This is a genomic window from Staphylococcus aureus, from assembly GCF_001027105.1.
Classification (GTDB): domain Bacteria; phylum Bacillota; class Bacilli; order Staphylococcales; family Staphylococcaceae; genus Staphylococcus; species Staphylococcus aureus.
Genome location: NZ_CP011526.1, coordinates 1043047 through 1058158 on the forward strand (window position 1 = coordinate 1043047; position 15112 = coordinate 1058158).

At 33.4% G+C, this 15112-nt stretch carries 14 protein-coding genes and 1 riboswitch; of the genes, 10 read left to right on the top strand and 4 right to left on the bottom strand.

All coding sequences use genetic code 11. The features are described 5' to 3' along the window. The 9 genes from purC to purD are packed head-to-tail and all read left to right on the top strand — an operon-like array spanning position 1 to position 9638. Entirely contained in the window at positions 1-705 is a 705-nt protein-coding gene (purC, locus tag AA076_RS05250) for a phosphoribosylaminoimidazolesuccinocarboxamide synthase (protein ID WP_000174053.1), read from the top strand. Beyond that, positions 705-968, top strand: coding sequence for a phosphoribosylformylglycinamidine synthase subunit PurS (gene purS, locus AA076_RS05255; RefSeq protein ID WP_000848350.1), 264 nt, complete (start codon positions 705-707; stop codon positions 966-968). Before purC ends, purS begins: the two co-directional genes overlap by 1 nt. A 1-nt stretch (position 969) precedes the next feature. After that, complete coding sequence (purQ, locus tag AA076_RS05260; protein ID WP_000666799.1) at positions 970-1641, top strand: phosphoribosylformylglycinamidine synthase I; 672 nt, start codon at positions 970-972, stop codon at positions 1639-1641. Then, a complete protein-coding gene (purL, locus tag AA076_RS05265; RefSeq protein ID WP_000032727.1) occupies positions 1634-3823 on the top strand; it encodes a phosphoribosylformylglycinamidine synthase subunit PurL in 2190 nt (729 codons plus the stop codon). Before purQ ends, purL begins: the two co-directional genes overlap by 8 nt. Then, positions 3802-5286 carry an amidophosphoribosyltransferase gene (gene purF / locus AA076_RS05270; protein WP_000483713.1) on the top strand — a complete coding sequence of 495 codons (1485 nt, stop codon included), beginning with the start codon at positions 3802-3804 and terminating at the stop codon, positions 5284-5286. The genes purL and purF overlap by 22 nt, the downstream gene beginning before the upstream one ends. Continuing rightward, the gene (gene purM, locus AA076_RS05275) at positions 5279-6307 is read left to right on the top strand and encodes a phosphoribosylformylglycinamidine cyclo-ligase (protein ID WP_000030812.1); all 1029 of its coding nucleotides are present in this window, start codon (positions 5279-5281) and stop codon (positions 6305-6307) included. The genes purF and purM overlap by 8 nt, the downstream gene beginning before the upstream one ends. Before the next feature lie 2 nt (positions 6308-6309). Next, positions 6310-6876: a phosphoribosylglycinamide formyltransferase gene (purN, locus tag AA076_RS05280; protein ID WP_000238664.1), complete on the top strand. Its 567-nt coding sequence runs from the start codon at positions 6310-6312 to the stop codon at positions 6874-6876. Between the two features lie 14 nt (positions 6877-6890). After that, positions 6891-8369, top strand: a complete 1479-nt coding sequence (gene purH / locus AA076_RS05285; protein WP_000709290.1) for a bifunctional phosphoribosylaminoimidazolecarboxamide formyltransferase/IMP cyclohydrolase — start codon at positions 6891-6893, stop codon at positions 8367-8369. Positions 8370-8390: 21 nt separating this feature from the next. Continuing rightward, positions 8391-9638 carry a phosphoribosylamine--glycine ligase gene (gene purD, locus AA076_RS05290; RefSeq protein ID WP_001101908.1) on the top strand — a complete coding sequence of 416 codons (1248 nt, stop codon included), beginning with the start codon at positions 8391-8393 and terminating at the stop codon, positions 9636-9638. Between the two features lie 264 nt (positions 9639-9902). On the opposite strand, the gene AA076_RS05295 is transcribed toward purD, so the two are convergent. The 4 genes from AA076_RS05295 to graF form a co-directional block, all read right to left on the bottom strand. After that, positions 9903-10709 (bottom strand): energy-coupling factor transporter transmembrane component T family protein, encoded by an 807-nt coding sequence (locus AA076_RS05295; RefSeq protein WP_000273253.1) that lies wholly within the window; start codon positions 10707-10709, stop codon positions 9903-9905. Beyond that, the gene (locus tag AA076_RS05300; RefSeq protein WP_000921968.1) at positions 10702-12102 is read right to left on the bottom strand and encodes an ABC transporter ATP-binding protein; all 1401 of its coding nucleotides are present in this window, start codon (positions 12100-12102) and stop codon (positions 10702-10704) included. The genes AA076_RS05295 and AA076_RS05300 overlap by 8 nt, the downstream gene beginning before the upstream one ends. A gap of 14 nt (positions 12103-12116) precedes the next feature. Next, positions 12117-12692, bottom strand: a complete 576-nt coding sequence (locus AA076_RS05305; protein WP_002871060.1) for an ECF transporter S component — start codon at positions 12690-12692, stop codon at positions 12117-12119. A 76-nt stretch (positions 12693-12768) separates the two neighbouring features. Next, positions 12769-12869: riboswitch (TPP riboswitch) on the bottom strand. A gap of 406 nt (positions 12870-13275) precedes the next feature. After that, positions 13276-13410, bottom strand: coding sequence for a glycopeptide resistance-associated protein GraF (gene graF, locus AA076_RS14755; RefSeq protein ID WP_000064214.1), 135 nt, complete (start codon positions 13408-13410; stop codon positions 13276-13278). Between the two features lie 151 nt (positions 13411-13561). On the opposite strand from graF, the gene auxA reads away from it, so the two are divergent. After that, a complete protein-coding gene (gene auxA, locus AA076_RS05320) occupies positions 13562-14857 on the top strand; it encodes a lipoteichoic acid stability factor AuxA (RefSeq protein WP_000009069.1) in 1296 nt (431 codons plus the stop codon). Positions 14858-15112 lie beyond the last annotated feature (255 nt).

A 15112-nucleotide genomic window follows, 5' to 3' on the forward strand; every position in this document is an offset into this window, starting at 1 on the left:
ATGACATTATTATATGAAGGAAAAGCGAAGCGCATTTTCTCAACAAATCAAGAAAATGAATTAAGAGTTGAATATAAAGATGAAGTTACTGCTGGAAACGGGGCTAAGAAAGACACAATGGCAGGTAAGGGGCGATTAAATAATCAAATTACTTCTATTATATTTAAATATTTACAAGAAAATGGAATAGAAAGTCACTTTATTAAACAATTATCTGAAACAGAACAATTAGTTAAGCCTGTGAAAATAATTCCATTAGAAGTAGTTGTTCGTAATATTGCTAGTGGATCTATTACAAAGCGTTTAGGTTTTGAAAATGGTGAAGTTTTTAGAGAACCACTTGTAGAATTTTTCTATAAAAATGATGCGTTAAATGATCCGTTGATAACGGATGACCATGTTAAATTGCTCAATATAGCATCAGATGAAGATATTGAAATACTAAAATCCAAAGCATTAAAGATTAATAATGTGTTGAAACAATTAATGGATGCTATGAATTTAAAATTAGTAGATTTTAAAATCGAATTTGGAAAGACTGAGACTGGTCAAATTTTGTTAGCGGATGAAATATCTCCAGATACATGTCGAATTTGGGATAAAGCTACCAATGCAAACTTTGATAAAGATGTATATAGAAATAACACTGGATCACTGATTGAAACATATCAAATATTTTTAAACAAATTGGAGGATTTAAAATAATGAAAACAATTGAACTACATATCACATTACAACCACAAGTATTAGATACGCAAGGACAAACGCTTACTCGAGCTGTACATGACTTAGGTTATGCACAAGTGAATGATATTCGTGTAGGAAAAGTATTATATATGACAGTGGATGAGGTTAGTGATGAAAAGGTACACAACATTATTACAACTCTAAGTGAAAAATTGTTTGCAAATACAGTGATTGAAGAATATAGCTATAAAGTGTTAGATGATGAAAAGGAGAATGCATAAAATGAAATTTGCGGTTCTTGTTTTTCCAGGTTCGAATTGTGATAGAGACATGTTTAATGCTGCTATTAAAAGTGGTGTTGAAGCGGAATATGTAGATTATAGAGAAACATCACTAAGTGGATTTGATGGCGTACTTATTCCTGGTGGATTTTCATTCGGGGATTACTTAAGATCTGGGGCAATGGCTAGTGTAGCGCCGATTATTTCGGAAGTTAAACGTCTTGCAGCTGAAGGTAAGCCAGTATTAGGTGTTTGTAATGGGTTTCAAATTTTAACTGAAATAGGCTTATTACCTGGTGCATTATTGCATAACGATTCACATTTATTTATTAGTAGAAATGAAGAGTTAGAAATAGTGAATAATCAAACGGCATTTACAAATCTTTATGAACAAGGTGAAAAAGTTATATATCCTGTAGCTCACGGTGAAGGTCATTATTATTGTACTGATGAAATATATCAACAATTAAAAGCTAACAATCAAATTATTCTGAAATATGTGAATAATCCGAACGGTTCATATGATGATATTGCAGGAATTGTTAACGAAAAAGGCAATGTATGTGGCATGATGCCACATCCTGAAAGAGCTTTAGAAACGTTGTTAGGTACTGATAGTGGTGTGAAATTATTTGAAGCGATGGTAAAAAGTTGGAGGGAACAACATGTCTAAATTTATCGAACCAAGCGTTGAAGAAATTAAACTTGAAAAAGTATATCAAGATATGGGATTAAGTGATCAAGAATATGAAAAAGTTTGCGATATTTTAGGCAGACAACCTAACTTTACAGAAACAGGTATCTTTTCTGTTATGTGGAGTGAACATTGCTCTTATAAACATTCTAAACCGTTTTTAAAGCAATTTCCTACGTCAGGTGACCATGTGCTTATGGGGCCTGGTGAAGGTGCAGGGGTAGTCGATATAGGTGATAATCAAGCCGTAGTATTTAAAGTAGAGTCTCACAATCATCCATCAGCAATTGAACCATATCAAGGGGCTGCTACAGGCGTTGGTGGAATCATTCGTGACATTGTCTCTATTGGGGCTAGACCTATTAATTTGTTAAACAGTCTTAGATTTGGAGAATTAGATAATAAACAAAACCAAAGATTACTTAAAGGTGTTGTAAAGGGTATCGGAGGTTATGGTAACTGCATTGGTATTCCAACAACTGCTGGTGAAATCGAATTTGATGAACGTTATGATGGCAATCCACTTGTTAATGCAATGTGTGTTGGTGTTATCAATCACGACATGATTCAAAAAGGCACAGCAAAAGGTGTAGGTAATTCGGTCATTTATGTTGGTTTGAAAACTGGTCGAGATGGTATTCATGGTGCTACTTTTGCATCTGAAGAATTGACGGAAGAAAGCGAAAGTAAACGACCTTCTGTACAAATCGGTGATCCATTTGTAGGTAAAAAATTAATGGAAGCAACACTTGAAGCAATTACATTTGATGAATTAGTTGGTATTCAAGATATGGGTGCTGCTGGTTTAACATCTTCATCGTCTGAAATGGCGGCAAAAGGTGGTAGTGGGTTACATTTGAGATTAGAACAAGTGCCAACACGTGAGCCAGGTATTTCTCCTTATGAAATGATGCTTTCAGAAACTCAAGAACGTATGTTACTAGTTGTTGAAAAAGGTACTGAACAAAAATTCTTAGATTTATTTGATAAGCACGAATTGGATAGTGCTGTTATAGGTGAAGTTACAGATACAAATCGTTTTGTTTTAACATATGATGACGAAGTTTATGCTGACATTCCAGTTGAACCACTAGCTGATGAAGCACCTGTATATATTTTAGAAGGAGAAGAAAAAGATTATAATACTTCTAAAAATGATTATACACACATCGATGTTAAAGATACTTTCTTTAAATTACTTAAGCATCCGACTATAGCATCTAAACACTATTTATATGATCAATACGACCAACAAGTTGGTGCCAATACGATAATTAAGCCAGGACTTCAAGCATCGGTAGTACGTGTGGAAGGCACAAATAAGGCAATTGCTTCAACAATTGATGGTGAAGCGCGTTATGTATATAACAATCCATATGAAGGTGGAAAGATGGTAGTAGCTGAAGCTTATCGAAATTTAATTGCCGTGGGTGCAACACCATTAGCAATGACAGATTGTTTAAATTATGGTTCTCCTGAAAAGAAAGAAATCTATCAACAGTTGATAGATTCAACGAAAGGTATGGCAGAAGCATGCGACATTCTTAAGACACCAGTAGTTTCTGGTAATGTATCTTTATATAACGAAACGAAAGGTACTTCTATTTTCCCAACACCAGTTGTTGGAATGGTAGGTTTGATTGAAAATGTAAATTATTTAAATGATTTTGAACCTCAAGTTGGAGATAAATTATATTTAATCGGTGATACTAAGGACGACTTTGGTGGTAGTCAACTTGAAAAGTTAATTTATGGCAAAGTTAATCATGAATTTGAGTCATTAGATTTGAGTTCAGAAGTTGAAAAAGGTGAATCAATCAAGACCGCTATTCGTGAAGGACTATTATCACATGTTCAAACAGTTGGTAAAGGTGGCTTACTGATTACCTTAGCTAAACTAAGTGCGCATTACGGTTTAGGATTAAAATCTTCAATAGATATAACAAATGCACAATTGTTTAGTGAGACGCAAGGCCGATATGTTGTTTCTGTTAAATCAGGTAAAACTTTAAATATTGATAATGCAATAGAAATTGGACTTTTAACAGATAGTGATAATTTCAAGGTAACAACACCATATACAGAGATTAGTGAAAATGTTTCAGATATTAAACAAATATGGGAAGGGGCAATTGCTCAATGTTTAACTACTCAGGATTAAACGAAGAATGTGGCGTGTTTGGTATTTGGAATCATCCTGAAGCAGCGCAACTAACATATATGGGACTTCATAGTTTGCAACATCGTGGTCAAGAAGGTGCAGGTATAGTTGTTTCTGATCAAAATGAATTAAAAGGCGAGCGAGGATTAGGCTTACTAACTGAAGCGATTAAAGATGATCAAATGGAACGATTAAAAGGATATCAACATGCAATTGGTCACGTCCGTTATGCTACTTCAGGTAATAAAGGTATTGAAAATATTCAACCGTTTCTGTATCACTTTTATGATATGAGTGTAGGTATTTGTCATAATGGTAACCTCATTAATGCTAAATCATTGCGTCAGAATTTAGAAAAACAAGGTGCTATCTTCCATTCGTCTTCTGATACTGAAGTCATTATGCATTTGATACGTCGAAGTAAAGCTCCTACTTTTGAGGAAGCGTTGAAAGAAAGTTTGCGAAAAGTTAAAGGCGGTTTTACATTTGCGATTTTAACTAAAGATGCGTTATATGGCGCAGTAGATCCAAATGCTATCAGACCACTTGTTGTAGGTAAAATGAAAGATGGGACATACATCCTTGCAAGTGAAACATGTGCAATAGATGTGTTAGGTGCAGAATTTGTTCAAGATATTCATGCAGGTGAATATGTCGTGATTAACGATAAAGGTATTACAGTTAAATCTTATACACATCATACGACAACTGCAATTTCTGCGATGGAATATATTTATTTTGCTAGACCAGACTCAACAATAGCTGGTAAAAATGTCCATGCAGTACGTAAAGCTTCTGGTAAAAAATTAGCCCAAGAAAGCCCTGTAAATGCTGATATGGTCATCGGTGTACCCAATTCATCGCTATCAGCTGCGAGTGGTTATGCTGAAGAAATAGGTTTGCCATATGAAATGGGACTAGTTAAAAATCAATATGTTGCAAGAACATTTATTCAACCAACTCAAGAATTACGTGAGCAAGGTGTGAGAGTGAAGTTATCTGCGGTAAAAGATATAGTAGATGGGAAAAATATCATTCTTGTTGATGATTCCATTGTTCGCGGTACGACAATTCGACGCATTGTGAAAATGTTAAAAGATTCTGGTGCAAATAAAGTGCATGTGCGTATAGCATCACCGGAATTTATGTTTCCAAGTTTTTACGGAATCGATGTTTCAACTACGGCAGAATTAATTTCTGCAAGCAAATCACCTGAAGAAATTAAAGATTATATTGGCGCTGATTCATTAGCATATCTATCTGTAGATGGGTTAATTGAATCAATTGGTTTAGATTATGACGCGCCATATAGTGGCTTATGTGTAGAAAGTTTCACTGGAGATTATCCTGCAGGGTTATATGATTATGAAGCAAATTATAAAGCGCATTTAAGTCATCGACAAAAGCAATATATTTCTAAAAACAAACACTTTTTTGATAGCGAGGGAAATTTAAATGTCTAAAGCATATGAACAATCTGGTGTAAATATTCATGCTGGTTATGAAGCTGTAGAAAGAATGTCTAGTCATGTTAAACGTACGATGCGTAAAGAAGTTATCGGTGGTTTAGGTGGATTCGGTGCTACATTTGATTTATCACAATTAAATATGACAGCGCCAGTTTTAGTTTCTGGAACAGACGGAGTAGGTACGAAATTAAAACTAGCTATCGACTATGGTAAACATGATTCGATAGGTATCGATGCAGTCGCAATGTGTGTTAATGATATTTTAACGACAGGTGCAGAACCATTATATTTTTTAGATTACATTGCTACAAACAAAGTTGTTCCTGAAGTTATTGAACAAATTGTTAAAGGTATTAGTGATGCATGTGTTGAAACGAATACTGCACTTATCGGTGGAGAGACTGCTGAAATGGGTGAAATGTATCACGAAGGCGAATATGATGTAGCTGGATTTGCTGTTGGAGCAGTTGAAAAGGATGACTATGTAGATGGTTCAGAAGTGAAAGAGGGACAAGTTGTTATAGGGCTTGCGTCAAGTGGCATTCATTCAAATGGATACAGTTTAGTGCGCAAATTAATTAATGAATCAGGCATTGATTTGGCATCAAACTTCGATAATCGTCCATTTATCGATGTCTTTTTAGAACCAACTAAATTATATGTCAAACCTGTACTTGCTTTGAAAAAAGAAGTTTCTATTAAGGCAATGAATCATATTACTGGTGGAGGTTTTTATGAAAATATTCCACGTGCATTGCCAGCCGGATATGCTGCTAGAATTGATACTACATCATTTCCAACACCAAAAATATTTGATTGGTTACAACAACAAGGCAATATAGACACAAATGAAATGTATAACATTTTTAATATGGGTATTGGCTATACGGTTATCGTTGATGAAAAAGATGTATCACGCGCTTTGAAGATTTTAGCAGAACAAAATGTGGAAGCCTATCAAATTGGTCATATTGTGAAAAATGAGTCAACTGCAATTGAATTGTTGGGGGTATAACAATGGTTAAAATTGCGATTTTTGCATCAGGTTCAGGAAGTAACTTTGAAAATATAGTTGAGCATGTTGAATCAGGAAAACTTGAAAATATTGAAGTTACGGCGCTATATACGGATCATCAAAATGCGTTTTGTATAGATAGAGCAAAAAAGCACGATATTCCTGTTTATATTAATGAACCAAAACAATTTGATTCAAAAGCAGCGTATGAACAACATTTAGTAACATTATTAAATGAAGATAAGGTAGAGTGGATTATTCTAGCTGGCTACATGCGTCTAATTGGTCCAGACTTATTAGCTTCATTTGAAGGTAAAATATTGAATATACATCCATCTCTATTGCCGAAATATAAGGGGATTGACGCAATAGGCCAAGCATATCATAGTGGCGATACTATTACTGGTTCGACAGTACATTATGTTGATAGTGGTATGGATACGGGAGAAATTATTGAACAGAGAAAATGTGATATTAGACCGGACGATTCAAAAGAACAATTAGAAGAGAAAGTAAAAAAATTGGAATATGAGTTATATCCAAGTGTTATTGCTAAAATTGTAAAATAAGGAGTATGTATGTGATGAAGAAAGCTATTTTGAGCGTATCAAATAAAACAGGTATTGTAGAGTTTGCTAAAGCGTTAACGCAATTAAATTATGAATTATATTCAACAGGTGGTACTAAACGTATATTAGATGAAGCAAATGTACCAGTTCGTTCTGTTTCAGACTTAACACATTTTCCAGAAATAATGGATGGCCGTGTTAAAACATTACATCCGGCTGTTCATGGTGGCATTTTAGCTGATCGAAATAAACCGCAGCATTTAAATGAATTATCAGAACAACATATAGATTTAATTGATATGGTAGTAGTTAATTTATATCCATTCCAACAAACTGTTGCAAACCCTGATGTGACGATGGACGAAGCAATTGAAAATATTGATATTGGTGGTCCAACAATGTTACGTGCTGCAGCTAAAAACTATAAACATGTAACAACAATTGTACATCCGGCAGATTATCAAGAAGTATTGACGCGATTAAGAAACGATTCGTTAGATGAGTCATATAGACAATCATTAATGATTAAAGTTTTTGAGCATACTGCAGAATATGATGAAGCGATTGTACGTTTCTTTAAAGGGGATAAAGAAACTTTAAGATATGGAGAAAATCCACAACAATCAGCGTATTTTGTGAGAACTTCGAATGCTAAGCACACGATTGCAGGCGCTAAACAATTACATGGGAAACAATTAAGCTATAACAATATTAAAGATGCAGATGCTACACTAGCTTTAGTTAAAAAGTTTGATACACCTGCTACAGTTGCGGTTAAACACATGAATCCATGTGGTGTTGGTATCGGTGACACGATAGAACAAGCATTTCAACATGCGTATGAAGCGGATAGTCAATCAATATTTGGTGGAATTGTTGCATTAAACCGAGCTGTAACACCTGAGTTAGCAGAGCAATTGCATAGTATCTTTTTGGAAGTCATTATTGCACCAAAATTTACAGATGAAGCATTAGATATTTTAAAACAAAAGAAGAATGTAAGATTATTAGAAATTGATATGACTATAGACAGTAACGAAGAAGAGTTTGTTTCAGTATCTGGCGGATATTTAGTTCAAGATAAAGACAATTATGTCGTGCCAAAAGAAGAAATGAAAGTTGTTACAGAAGTAGCACCTACAGATGAACAATGGGAAGCAATGTTATTAGGATGGAAAGTTGTACCATCAGTAAAAAGTAATGCAATTATTTTAAGTAATAATAAACAAACTGTAGGTATAGGTGCTGGACAAATGAATCGTGTCGGTGCTGCTAAAATTGCGTTAGAGAGAGCTATTGAAATCAATGATCATGTAGCGTTAGTATCTGATGGATTTTTCCCTATGGGAGATACAGTTGAACTTGCAGCACAACATGGTATAAAGGCAATTATCCAACCGGGTGGTTCGATTAAAGATCAAGATTCAATTGATATGGCTAATAAACATGGTATTGCAATGGTAGTCACAGGCACTCGACATTTTAAACACTAATTTTAAAGGGGCGTAACATAAATGAATGTATTAGTAATTGGTGCTGGTGGACGAGAACATGCACTTGCATATAAACTTAATCAATCGAATCTAGTTAAACAAGTGTTTGTCATTCCAGGTAATGAGGCAATGACACCTATAGCTGAAGTACACACTGAAATTTCAGAATCTGATCATCAAGCGATACTAGATTTTGCTAAACGGCAAAATGTTGATTGGGTAGTTATAGGTCCAGAACAGCCGCTAATTGATGGATTAGCAGACATTTTACGAGCGAATGGTTTCAAAGTGTTTGGTCCAAATAAGCAAGCAGCTCAAATCGAAGGCTCAAAATTATTTGCTAAAAAGATAATGGAAAAATATAATATTCCAACTGCTGATTATAAAGAAGTTGAGCGAAAAAAGGATGCTTTAACATATATTGAAAACTGTGAATTGCCCGTTGTTGTCAAGAAAGATGGGTTAGCTGCTGGGAAAGGCGTTATTATTGCAGATACTATTGAAGCAGCCAGAAGTGCTATTGAGATTATGTATGGTGATGAAGAAGAAGGTACTGTTGTATTTGAAACGTTTTTAGAAGGTGAAGAGTTCTCGCTAATGACATTTGTTAATGGTGATTTAGCAGTACCTTTCGACTGTATTGCACAAGATCATAAACGCGCATTTGATCATGATGAAGGACCAAATACTGGTGGTATGGGGGCTTATTGTCCAGTACCACATATTAGTGACGATGTTTTAAAACTTACAAATGAAACAATTGCACAACCCATTGCAAAGGCAATGCTTAATGAAGGTTATCAATTCTTCGGTGTATTATACATTGGTGCTATTTTAACTAAAGATGGTCCAAAAGTAATAGAATTTAATGCCCGTTTTGGTGATCCTGAAGCTCAAGTATTATTAAGTCGCATGGAAAGTGATTTAATGCAGCATATTATTGATTTAGATGAAGGAAAACGTACTGAATTCAAATGGAAAAATGAATCTATTGTAGGGGTCATGTTGGCATCAAAAGGATATCCTGATGCATATGAAAAAGGGCATAAAGTAAGTGGCTTTGATTTAAATGAAAACTATTTTGTTAGTGGATTAAAGAAGCAAGGTGATACCTTTGTTACTTCAGGTGGTAGAGTTATACTTGCCATCGGAAAAGGTGACAATGTACAAGATGCACAGCGAGACGCATACAAAAAAGTATCACAAATACAAAGTGACCATTTATTCTATCGTCATGACATTGCGAATAAAGCACTACAACTTAAATAAGTAAATTTAAAATACTAAGATTAGCTATGAACGAATCTATAACGATAGATTTTTTCATAGCTTTTTTAGTTGTAGAGTCTAGGACATTGATTTCTGTACCAAATTTGTGATTATGCATATGTAATACAAAAGAGGCGCCACAACATGTTTGGATGAACAAAATAACATGTTTGTGGCACCTCTTTTGTTTAGTATGGAATAAATGGTTTTCTTTTTCTATACAATGAATTTCTAATTTAGTATCTATACAATTATGGATAAAATTTAACCTACACGACCAAGACGAACATCATCTATGCCCGTGATGGGTAAGGTGATTGAACAATAATATGCCATAGTAATAATGGCAATTAAAACTATAATAAAGATTATATCTTTATATGAGAAAGGTACGTTGTAATAGTAAGTACGAGGACCATCTCTAAATCCTTTCGACTCCATCGCAACTGATAATTGATGTGCCTTTCTAATATTTTGGCTTAATAGAGGTATAATTAAATGCTTAAATCGCTTTAACCCTCTATAATTTGCCGCGTCTATCATCTGATAGCGCATTTTTAAAGATCTGCGAAGCTGTATTAAAGAACTAATCATTAAAGGTATCATACGAATGGCAGCCATGAATGCATAAGCAACTTTTGATTTAACCTTTAAATGTTGCATTAAACTATAAAATATCATGACAACCTGAGATGTAAGTGCGATTAAGATACCGAAAAATGAAATAGCAATGGTTCTTAATGATACATGTAAACCACGAACTAAACTTTCTGTTGTAATATGGATAAATCCGAATTTCAAAATTGTATGGCTACCATTCCCGTATAAAATCATGAACAGGGAAGAGAGTAATGCAAAGCCAATACTTATAGTTATAAAAATTGCTGTAATTTTAAACTGAGTACCATTAAACATCAATAAGAAAACTAACATTAAGATAGTGATATAAAGCATAAAATCGAAATTATGCACAAATATAATAAAGAAAAATAGTATAATTCCAAGAAATAGTTTCGTTATAATGTTGACATCATCAACAAATGATTGCCGAACTTTCCATTGCTCATACATTCGTATCACCATCACAATCTAGTAACGCACCATCTGAAATTTTAAGTCTTCTTGATGGATAACGTTCAATTATTTCATCGTCATGTGTAACCATGACAATACTTTGTCCCAAATTAATTCGCTTTTGGAAAAGTTTGATCAACTGGAATGTATTATGGCTATCAAGTCCAAATGTCGGTTCATCTAAAAAGATAATATCAGCTTTAGAACTTAGTGCGGTAGCTACGCTAAGGCGTCGTTTTTGACCAATAGACAACTCATAAGGATGTTGATCTTTTACATTTTGTAAATCTAAAAGTTTTAAAAGTTGTATCGTTTCATCATCACTTTGATCTTTAGAAAGGTGATTAAAATGAATGTTAATTTCATCATAAACCGAATTTGTTATAAATTGTAATTCTGGGTTTTGATAAACTAGGTACATGTGTTTTGCTGCATGTTTAATTTTTGTTAAACGCTGATTTTCAAAATAAACATCACCTTGATATTTAATCAATTGCATAATTGATTCAAGCAAGGTTGTTTTACCACTACCATTTGCCCCTGTAATTGTAATCCACTCACCTAGACCAATTTCTAAATCTGAGAATGAGAGCAATGTTGATTTACCGCGAATAATACGTCCATTTTTAAATTGTAATAAGTGTGAGTTTGTTGTTGGAAAGTCAACACGACTTGGTGCGAATTCCCATGCACGTGGATGCCACACACCATATTCACTGAGTAAATGAACATACTTCTGTAATATGATTTCAGGACATTCATCGGCAATGATATTTCCGTTATAATCCATCAAAATGACGCGGTCGACATGATTCCAGATGTGTTTAACTTTATGTTCAACGATTACAACCGTTTGATCTTCCCAAAGTTCAATTAGTTTAGTCCATAAATCTTCTGTTGCTTGAACATCTAACATTGCTGTCGGTTCATCTAAAAACAATGTTTTTGATTGTTGAAGAATGGTTTCAACAATTGCCAATTTCTGTTTCATCCCGCCACTTAAATCTTTGATATACGTTTCAGGGGTAACATTTAAATTGACCATATTTAAAGCATTGATAATTAACGCATCCATGTCTTCACGTGGTAATTGTCTATTTTCTAAAACGAATGCAAGTTCTTCGTATACTTTTGGCATACAAAACTGGCTATCAGGGTCTTGGAAAATAACGCCACTTAATGGGTCAACGATTAGTTCATCATATTTCATAGGTAATTCAATTAAATTAGGAACAATACCACTTAATACATTCAGAAGTGTACTTTTACCGCAACCAGAAGGACCGAGTAAAAGTACTTTTTCTTTGTCTTGAATAGTGATATTTAAATGATCGAAAATTTTACGTTGACCACTTGGATATTTTAATCGTAAATCACTTACTTTTAACACTCTGAATGCTCCTCTTATAAGTTGTCGTAATCTTCTTTAGCAGCTGGTCTAAATAATTTTGTTACGCCTGTCTTATCTAAAGCTTTTACTAAAAGGTAAGATAGGACGCCGGCGACTACTGCACCACTAATTAATCTAAATACGATGAATAATGTTAAGTTCCAACCTGCAACTTCATTTAAATAACCATAGAAATAATCTATCGGGAAAGCCGCGATTGCTGTACAAAAACCTGCTAACATAGCTACCATAACTGAACGTGATTGATATTTAAAAATTGCAAAGACAAGTTCACACGCTAAACCTTGTATAAAAGCGTAAACGATTGTCGGAATATCGAAACGACCCATAATGATAGTTTCGCCGGCACCTGCAGCAAATTCAGCCAGTAAAGCAATACCTGGTTTTGGAATAATTAGATAGCAGACAATCGCTGCCATGAACCAAACCCCGTTTGTTAATTGTTCGAGGTGAAGGCCTGTAGCTTGCACACCATTGTAAACAAACCACCATAAATTGTAAATAACTGCGAATACTAGTGAAATAAGTACGGTTACTAGTATTTCAGATAGCTTTAAACCTTTTGACATTTTTACATCCTCCTAATAAAAAAACGCACAACCATCCATAGGAAAGTTATGCGTTCACAATATATATTAGTAAAACATATGTATAGTAACACTTTCCTACGCTAGTTCAAGCTAGATCAGGTTCAAAGGGTTTGAGGGCAAGCCTCATCTCAGTATAAAACACCCCTAGTGTGTGCGATTTATTTAATTAATTATACTGTAAGACGTTTGTAAACTTATGTCAATAGGTTGTCTTCATGAAATTTCGTTTAATTCGATTTAAAATTTATAATATTAGCATTGGATTTAAATTGAAGATGTAGTAGGAATGTTAGTAATTAAAGATATAAAAATATGTGACATGTAATAATATTGAGCTGATAAATGAAGAGGGATACTTATCAATCATACCTCTTTAACAACAGTGAAGAACCCGTGCATAATGGCTTACGAATTATAGTTTATAAGGAAGAAGAGGGATACATGCGCCGAGCACATGCATAAAAGCCCCTAACAACTAAAAGTTGTAAGGAAGGAGAGGGATACATGCGCCGAGCACATGCATAAAATCCCCTAACAACTAAAAGTTGTAAGGGGATTTAAATTAATTTAGTGTATCTTGGATATCTTGTTTTGTTTGATTAATATCTTCTGTTTTTTCTTCTTTTTTATCTTTTAATTTTTCTTCAACTTCTTTAGCTTTTTCTGCTGCTTTTTTATTTTGATTTTCATTAGACATGATTAATTCCTCCCAAATTGGATAATTATTTATATATAAATCTTACCCGGTTGTACTTTCGTTAAACTTTTCTAAGTCTATAGCACTATTTATTCATTTATCTAAAGACAACAACATTAGATTAATATATAATGATTTTGAGGTGAACATAATGTCTTTTCTTAGGAAACACGCCGAAATTATTTTTAGCTATTTAATCGGTATCGTTTCACTCTTCACTGGTCTCATTATTTTAATTAACTTGCCATTAATTAAACAATTAAATGGTGGTAAAAAAGTTGATACACATGTTCATAATGTGTGGGAATTTCTGAATGCATTTTTCAGTGAAATTATTAAAGTAATGAGTCGATTTATAGGTAATTTCCCTATAGTTAGTGCAATTGTGATAATTATATTCGGTATTTTAGTTATGTTGATTGGTCATACATTACTTAGAACTATTAAGTATGACTATGATATTTCTATCTTTTTCTTAGTTATCGGTATCATGTACTTTATTATTACTCTTATATTAATGACTCAAGTTTATGGATTCTTTGCAGTGATTTTCATTATTCCATTTACAATTCATATAGGATATATCGTCTATAAAGATGAATTGAATCAGGAAAATGTAAAAAATCATTTCATGTGGATAATTGTGAGTTATGGTATAAGTTACTTAATTACACAAATTGCATTGTATGGCAGAATTGATGCTAATGAAATAGAGTCAATTGATATCTTAAGTGTCAATGCTTTCTTTATAATTATGTGGTTACTTGGTCAAATGGCTATTTGGAATTTCTTGTTCTTGCGCCGAGCTTTACCTTTAACAAAGCAAGAATTAGGTGAAGAGGAGCCAGAATTATCAAGAACAAGTAAAGGGAATGTCACGAATCAAACTAAAATTCACTTGAAACAACTCCAAGATAAGACTACAGAATATGCACGTAAGACAAGAAGAAGTGTCGATTTAGATAAAATTAGAGCTAAAAGAGATAAATTCAAAAAGAAAGTTAATGATATTATCGATATTCAAGAAGACGATATTCCTGATTGGATGAGAAAACCGAAATGGGTTAAACCAATGTATGTCGAACTATTTTGTGGTGTCGTCATCTTTTTATTCACATTTTTAGAATTTAATAATCGTAATGCATTATTTGTATCTGGTGATTGGAAATTATCACAGACACAATATGTTATTGAATGGGTTACATTATTAATTCTGTTATTCATTATTATCGCATATATCGCTACAACGTTAACTTTCCACTTGAAAGGTAAGTTTTATTATTTACAATTATTTATGGGGAGCATTTTATTCTTTAAATTGTTAACGGAATTTATAAATATAATGATTCATGGACTATTACTTTCAGTGTTCATTACGCCAACATTACTATTAATGTTATTGGCAATCATCATTTCTTATTCGTTACAATTACGAGAGCGACCATAATTAAAAGCATTATAAAAGTACTATCTATTAAACATTTTGATGTGTACGCTATAAGTTAGATATATCTCTAACTTACTTAGATACAGGTCAATGAAGTTTATGGATAGTACTTTTTTTGTAACTAGATTTGATTGATTCAGGTGATGTGAATTAAGTATTGAAAATTGTATACAAAGTTTTAGTGCAAATAAAATAGTTGAAAAGTTATCCATTTGTAAAATCAAGAAAACTAGTAAATAGTTGAAGCGACTTATG